Annotated in this window: 5 protein-coding genes and 1 pseudogene; all 6 read right to left on the bottom strand. The window is 66.0% G+C overall.

Annotated features, from left to right (window positions below; genetic code table 11):
- Nucleotides 1-55 precede the first annotated feature (55 nt).
- Nucleotides 56-2,008 carry an FAD-dependent monooxygenase gene (locus tag WAW17_RS34140; RefSeq protein ID WP_422337244.1) on the bottom strand — a complete coding sequence of 651 codons (1,953 nt, stop codon included), beginning with the start codon at nucleotides 2,006-2,008 and terminating at the stop codon, nucleotides 56-58.
- Nucleotide 2,009: 1 nt separating this feature from the next.
- Complete coding sequence (locus WAW17_RS34135; RefSeq protein ID WP_422337245.1) at nucleotides 2,010-3,323, bottom strand: MFS transporter; 1,314 nt, start codon at nucleotides 3,321-3,323, stop codon at nucleotides 2,010-2,012.
- 132 nt (nucleotides 3,324-3,455) lie between these two features.
- Nucleotides 3,456-4,391, bottom strand: a complete 936-nt coding sequence (locus WAW17_RS34130) for a LysR substrate-binding domain-containing protein (RefSeq protein ID WP_422337243.1) — start codon at nucleotides 4,389-4,391, stop codon at nucleotides 3,456-3,458.
- A 28-nt stretch (nucleotides 4,392-4,419) separates the two neighbouring features.
- On the bottom strand, nucleotides 4,420-5,136 hold the full coding sequence (locus WAW17_RS34125) for a maleylpyruvate isomerase family mycothiol-dependent enzyme (RefSeq protein ID WP_422337242.1): 717 nt from the start codon (nucleotides 5,134-5,136) through the stop codon (nucleotides 4,420-4,422).
- A gap of 13 nt (nucleotides 5,137-5,149) precedes the next feature.
- Nucleotides 5,150-5,971, bottom strand: coding sequence for a fumarylacetoacetate hydrolase family protein (locus tag WAW17_RS34120; RefSeq protein WP_422337241.1), 822 nt, complete (start codon nucleotides 5,969-5,971; stop codon nucleotides 5,150-5,152).
- A gap of 6 nt (nucleotides 5,972-5,977) precedes the next feature.
- Nucleotides 5,978-6,332, bottom strand: a pseudogene (locus WAW17_RS34115) (cupin); the annotation flags it as partial.

The following is a 6,332-nucleotide window of genomic DNA, read 5'->3' as shown; positions in this document are numbered from 1 at the left end:
CGACGACGAACGACTCGAGCGAATTCGGGAACTGTGGGTGGCTATACCCCCTGGGCTAAGCCTCTACCGCGGTGCGCGAAGGCACGGCCGATGCCGATTCGGCGCTGTCCTGCGGCATGGCGGCGATCGCCAGTGCCTCGTCGAACTCCCGCTGTCCCGACTGCGAACCGAGCAGCAGAGCCAACCGAGTGAGGAAGTCCTCACGGTCCGATGCGCCCGTCTGATCGAGCGCCTCGGACAGGCCCATCCACACGTTCTCGCGCACCAATTCCTCGGGCGACGCGTTGCCTTCGGTGTGGGCGGGCACCACACCGACAGCCGGTGCGGTCGCCGACTTCAGGTGCTCGTACACACCGGCGAGCAGCTCCAGGCTGCGTACGCGGCAGAGCACCAGACCGTCCGGGCGGATCACGAACGCCTCGGCGCCGATGACACCGAGCTCGGCGGCCAGGATGCCGTCGACGTCGCTCAGCACCGTCGGACCGGCCGACGGGACGATCTCTGCCCCAGGCGCGGGGACGACGATCGCGCGCACCGATTCGGGTGCCAGCGAATCTGCGAGCGCCGCGGCGTGTGCCGCGATCGCCTCGGCTCCTGCCGCATCCACCCCGACACCCAGCACAGCGAAACCGGTACCGCGGACGCGATTCAACGACGATTCGACCACACCGTTACCGGCGGCCACCAGCACGCGACGGTCCTCCATCGGGTCACCCGGCAGTACTCCGGTCGTGCCCTCCGCCACCGGCCAGGTGAGCGGCGAGAGATGCGCATGGGTGGCGCTCGACTGGCGCGGATTGATCAGATGGCTGAACTCGGGCCGGGTGGTGGCCAGTGCCAGCACTGCATCGCGGGTGGTCCGGTACCCGTGGCTGCCCGGCGACATGATGAGCGTCGACTTGCCTGCATTGTCGACGTTCTGCTGCCACGCGTTGCGGCGTTCGGCGGAGTACGCCTTCAGCAGAGCCTCGTCGGCGTTGCCCTCGATGACGGCGGCCAGCTGCCAGACCAGCGTCTCGGCGTCCTCCATGCCCGAGTTGAGACCGCGGACACCGAAGATCGGCACCAGGTGCGCCGCATCACCGCTGAACAGGATCCGGCCGTGAACGAAGTCTTCGAGCGCGAGCGCCCGGGCGCGGTAGAAGCCGTGCCATTCCAGGGTCCACGGCAGGTCGTTCTGCAGCCAGCCCAGGTGACGGGTGATCCGGTCGTGGATGCGGTCTTCCTGGGTCTCGAGTTCGGCATCCTCGGACGGATCCAGCTGGTAGTCGATGCGCCAGATGTCGTTCGGCTGCTGATGCATGATGATCGTCGAGCCGGGGTTGCTCGGCGGGTCGAACCACACCAGGCGCTCTGCCGGCAGCTCGGATTGCCAGTGGATGTCAGCGATGACGTAGTTGCCCTCGTAGCTGTTGCCCTTCAGCCGGATCCCGATGAGCTCGCGCATGCGGCTGCGTCCGCCGTCCGCGGCGACCACCCAGTTCGCGCGCAGGTGGCGCTTACCGAAGGCGGTGTCGACTTCGAGGGTCACCTCGTCGTCCGACCGCATCACGCCGGCAATGGAGGACGACCAGTGGAAGGTGATCAGCGGATGTTCGAGAATCACATCCGTCATGATCTGCTCGAACTCGGACTGCGAGACGTTGACCATCGGCGCGCGCACGTCGTGCTCGCGGTTGGGCATCTCGAAGTGCAGGACCTCCTGATCACGGTAGAAGCTGCGACCGCCGACCCACGGCAGGACGATCTTGTCGAGTTCGGCGCCGAAGCCGAGACGAGCGGCCACCTCGAGGCTGTGCCGGGAGATGCAGATGGCGCGGCTACCGAACGAGACCTGATCCGCGGCTTCGAGCACCGTGACCGGAATACCGCGCTGCGCGAGCCCGAGCGCCACACCCATACCGACGGGTCCGGCACCGACGATCACGACGGGCAGCGTCTCGTCGGATGCGGTCATCGACGCGAAATCCGAGGGAGCGTACTTCTGAGGCTGGTAGTAGCTGGACATATCAGGCGGCTTTCTCTTGGTGGCAGATCTTGTTGGTCTCCGGCAACAGGAGGATGGATCCGAGGCTGATCACCGCGATCACGACGAAGTACCCCGAGATGGCGAACGACGTGCCGAACGCTGCGTACAGCGAGGTGGCGATGAAGGGCGCGAGGCCGCCGCCGAGGATCGCCCCGATCTGGTAGCCGAGGGACGCACCGCTGTAGCGGATGTGGGCGGGGAACAGTTCGGCGAACAGCGCGGACTGTGGTCCGGCGGTGGTACCGAGAACGGCCGCCATGACAAGCATCGCCACCAACATGACAGGAACGGACGCGGTATCGATCATCGGGAAGAACAGGGCCCCCACCACGAGAAGACCGATCGAACTCCAGGTGTAGACACGTCGGCGACCCCAGATGTCGGACCTGGACGCCGCGAACGCCATGCCGCCCATCCAGACCGGGCAGGCCACGATCAGCAACGTCAGCATGGTCGACCGACTGAACCCGAGTTCCTTCGTCCCGTAGGTGAGCACATAGACCATGAATACGTAGGCGATGCCGTTGGTGGCGATGAACGTGCCGGCCGCGAGAAGGACGGTCCGCCAGTTCCTGGTCAGCACCTCCACGATGGGCAGTTGGACGACGCCGTCGTTCTCCTTCACCTCGGCGAAGGCGGGGCTCTCGAATACTCCGAGGCGGATCCACATCGCCACACCGACGAGCACGGCGCTCATCAGGAACGGCACCCGCCAGCCCCAGGACTGGAACGCCTCTTCGGAAAGCGCGTTGGTCACGAGGAGGAACACGATGTTGGCCAGGAGAACACCGGCCGGAACACCCATCTGAGGTGCTGCGCCGTACAGGCCGCGCTTGCCCGCCGGAGCATGTTCGGTGGCCATGAGGACGGCACCACCCCACTCGCCGCCGACACCGATGCCCTGGATGAAGCGCAGGGTCACCAGCAGGATGGGCGCGAAGACGCCGATCGTGTCGTAGTTGGGCAGCAGGCCGATACCGACCGTCGCGGCGCCCATCATCATCAGCGACAGGACGAGCATCGACTTGCGGCCGATCCGGTCACCGAAATGGCCCATCACGATGCCGCCGATGGGCCGGGCGATGAACCCGACCGCAAACGTGGCGAACGCCGCGAGCGTGCCTGCGAGCGCCGACGCCCCGGGGAAAAACTGCGGCCCGATCACGAGCGCCGCGGCGGTGCCGTAGATGAAGAAGTCGTACCACTCGATTGCGGTGCCGACGAAACTCGAGAGAACGGCTCTTCGAGCTTCCTTGGGAGACACCGCCGGTGCCGCCTGGGTGATTGCCGTCATCATTTGCCTTTCCGATCATGCGCGCACACTCACGCGCCAACCCATTGACAATGACGGCCATCACAAGCCTTGAAAAGCGGGACTATCCTCGCAATAACACCGGAAAATCCGTGGATAAGGAAGACTCCCAGTTCATGACCGATAACTGAGCTTGTCGGAGGTGGAAACAAATTGGATGAACGCACGGGCAACCCGGCTCAGCGTGGCGTCCTGATGCCACGCGACCACCACATGAACTGCCGGGAGAGCAGGTTCGGAGATCGTTTTCACGACGACCTCGAGCCCCTCGTACGTGACGTCCACGCGAGGTCGCTGCAGGAGCAGAGTCCACCCCAGGCCGCGCCCCACAAAGGCTCGCGCGGTCTCGAAGTTGGCGGTCCGGTACGCCACCTCCGGCGCGAAGCCCGCCCGCCGGCAGACATCCATCGCGTGGTGGGTACTCGGCGGTGCGTCCAGCAGAACCATCGGATGCTCGGCCAGATCCCCGAGCCTGATCGGGCCCTCGATACCGGCCAGGGGATGATCGGCGCCCAACACGACCAGCGGCTCGCGGGTCATCAGCGGGAGTGTCCGCCACTCAGGGGACAGATCGAGGTCGTAGACGATGGCGAGGTCCAGCTCGCCCCGCTCGAGCTCGGACCGCAACCGGTTCTGCGTGTCCTCGTGGAACTCGACCGACGCCCTCGGGAACTCCTTCGTGAATGCGTACAGCATCGACGGCAGGATGGTCGGCCCCAGAGCCGGATAGCAGCCGACCGCGATCGGCCCCGTCACCACGCCCCCGGAACCCCGGGCATCGGCCTGCAGTTCGCCGGCCTGCTGCAACAGTGCGCGCGCACGCAACAACACAGCCTCGCCCGTGGGAGTCAGCTGCACACCTCGCGCCCGCCGTCGGACGCAGAGTTGCGCCTCGAGCGCCTTCTCCAGGTCCGTCACCGCGGCGGACAGCGCCGACTGCGACAGGTGTATCCGCTCGGCGGCACCGCTGATCGTCCCGGTCTCCGCGACCGCGACGAACGCGGCCAGCTGACGCATCGTGTACACGGGGACGCTGTCGATCCGGGACATGGAAGAACGGTAGCGCGGGGCGGCTCTATCAGAGCCAGCGTGGAGGCTCCGGAACGTTCTCGCCGAGACCCACGGCGCCGCGTCCGGCGCCCCACCGCACGACCGAGGGGAGCGAGCCACTCACCTTCTGCACCGGTGCTGTGCTGCTCTCGTCCACAACGATCGGTGCGCAACCGTCCACCTCGAGGACCAACCCGGCACCGAGGTTCTTCTTCTGCCACATCCCGACGATGTCGGTGAGCAGCGACTCGAGGACCACCTCGGGGAACTCCCCGAACTGTGCCCCGTTGTCGAGATCGACGGCGTGGATCCATACCTCGCGGGTCCGCATCCAGGCCGTCTCCGCTACCGGAACCATACGACCCTGGGCAGTGCGGACCTGCGCATCCCATGCCGACCGAGGCAGGTTCCGCCACTTCTCGTCCAGGCGCGCAACGGTGTGATCGAACAGGTTGCGCAACGCGGCCGCGCTGAGCGTCGCGCCCTCCTCGATCTCCGTGCCCCGCTGCTCGGTCGACTCGTACATCGGCGTCTCCACACCGGTGGCCGCCCAGTCCATCAGCCGGCACAGCGCCGCGGCGTTGTACCCGACGTGGGCCAGCAGATGCTTGCGCGTCCACCCCTTCAGCAACGTGTTGCCGTCCAGGTCGTCGTCGCTCAGCTCGCCGAGATGCTGAGCGAAGAACGAGGTACCGTGGCGCGCGATCAACAGCCGCTCCGACAGTTCGAGATCGTTGAAGCCCACGTCAGATACGTCCCTACTTGATGATGGTCTTGTTCTTGACCGAACCGAGGCCCTCGATGCTGACCTCCACGGTCTGACCGTCCTGGATGTAGCGGGCGGGCTTACGGGCGTGGCCGACACCGCCGGTGGTACCGGTGATGATCACGTCGCCCGGCTGCAGGGTGACGATGTGCGAGATGTAGTCGACCAGCTTCGCCGGTGTGAACACCAGATCGTCCGTGGAGGCGCTCTGCATCACCTCGCCCTCGAGGCGGGTCTCGATCTTGGTGCCGAGGGTGTAGTCGGTGCTGAGGAACGGGCCGAACCCGCTGGTCTTCTCGAACGTCTTGCCCTGATCCCACTGCAGCGTGCGGTACTGGTAGTCACGCATCGTGTAGTCGTTGATCACCGAATAGCCGGCGATGTGCCGGTCGGCGTCGGCCTCGGGCACCTGGTAGGCCTGCTTGCCGATGACTACGGCCAGCTCCGCTTCCCAGTCCAGCTCGGAACCGGCGTAGGCGGGGACGACGACGTCGTCGTACGGTCCGGTCAATGCTTCCTTGAACTTGGAGAACAGAGTGGGGTACTGGGGAAGGTCGCGGCCCATCTCCTTGATGTGCGTCGCGTAGTTCAGTCCGACGCAGACGATCTTGCCCGGGCTCGGAACGACGGGTGCGTAGTCGGCACCCTCGAGGCTCACGGTCTCACCGGACGCGTTCTCGGCGATGGTCACCCAGTCGTCGGTTGCGAGCAGCGCGGACAGATCCGCGTACCCGTCGATGACGGTGGCGGAGGTGTCACTGTCGACGCGGACCGCGACGGTCGTGCCGCCTTGTCGCAAAGTGGCGAGTTTCATTGGTTGTCAAGCTCCTTCGGAGATGTGCGTGCGGTTGAAGTGCAGGGCCTCGACGATCGGGGCGTCCGAGAATGCGAACAGGTCGAACTCGGTCTCGGCTTCGATCGACCACTGTGTCCACGACGGAACGACGATCATGTCGCCCTTGCCGACAGTCTGTGTCCGGTCGCCGAGCTTGATGCGTCCCGTGCCCTCGAACACCTGGTAGACGATGGATCCGACCTCCCGGCGCGGCCGCGTGTGGGCTCCCGCGCGGAGCCGGTGAAACTCGGCCCGGATCGTCGGCATCACGTCGCCACCGGTGGTGGGGTTGGTGTAGCGGACGGCCGCATGACCGGGCTCGGTGGTGGCGGCGTAGCCC

The sequence above is a fragment of the Rhodococcus sp. (in: high G+C Gram-positive bacteria) genome (genome assembly GCF_049286785.1).
In the GTDB taxonomy this organism is placed as follows: domain Bacteria; phylum Actinomycetota; class Actinomycetes; order Mycobacteriales; family Mycobacteriaceae; genus Rhodococcus_F.
This window is presented reverse-complemented; position numbering and strand designations above follow the sequence as displayed.

Excerpts from the sequence above, each read along its gene's own strand:
- WAW17_RS34140 (WP_422337244.1), bottom strand. The coding sequence starts at position 2,008 with ATGTCCAGCTACTACCAGCCTCAGAAGTACGCTCCCTCGGATTTCGCG.
- WAW17_RS34135 (WP_422337245.1), bottom strand. The coding sequence starts at position 3,323 with ATGACGGCAATCACCCAGGCGGCACCGGCGGTGTCTCCCAAGGAAGCT.
- WAW17_RS34130 (WP_422337243.1), bottom strand. The coding sequence starts at position 4,391 with ATGTCCCGGATCGACAGCGTCCCCGTGTACACGATGCGTCAGCTGGCC.
- WAW17_RS34120 (WP_422337241.1), bottom strand. The coding sequence starts at position 5,971 with ATGAAACTCGCCACTTTGCGACAAGGCGGCACGACCGTCGCGGTCCGC.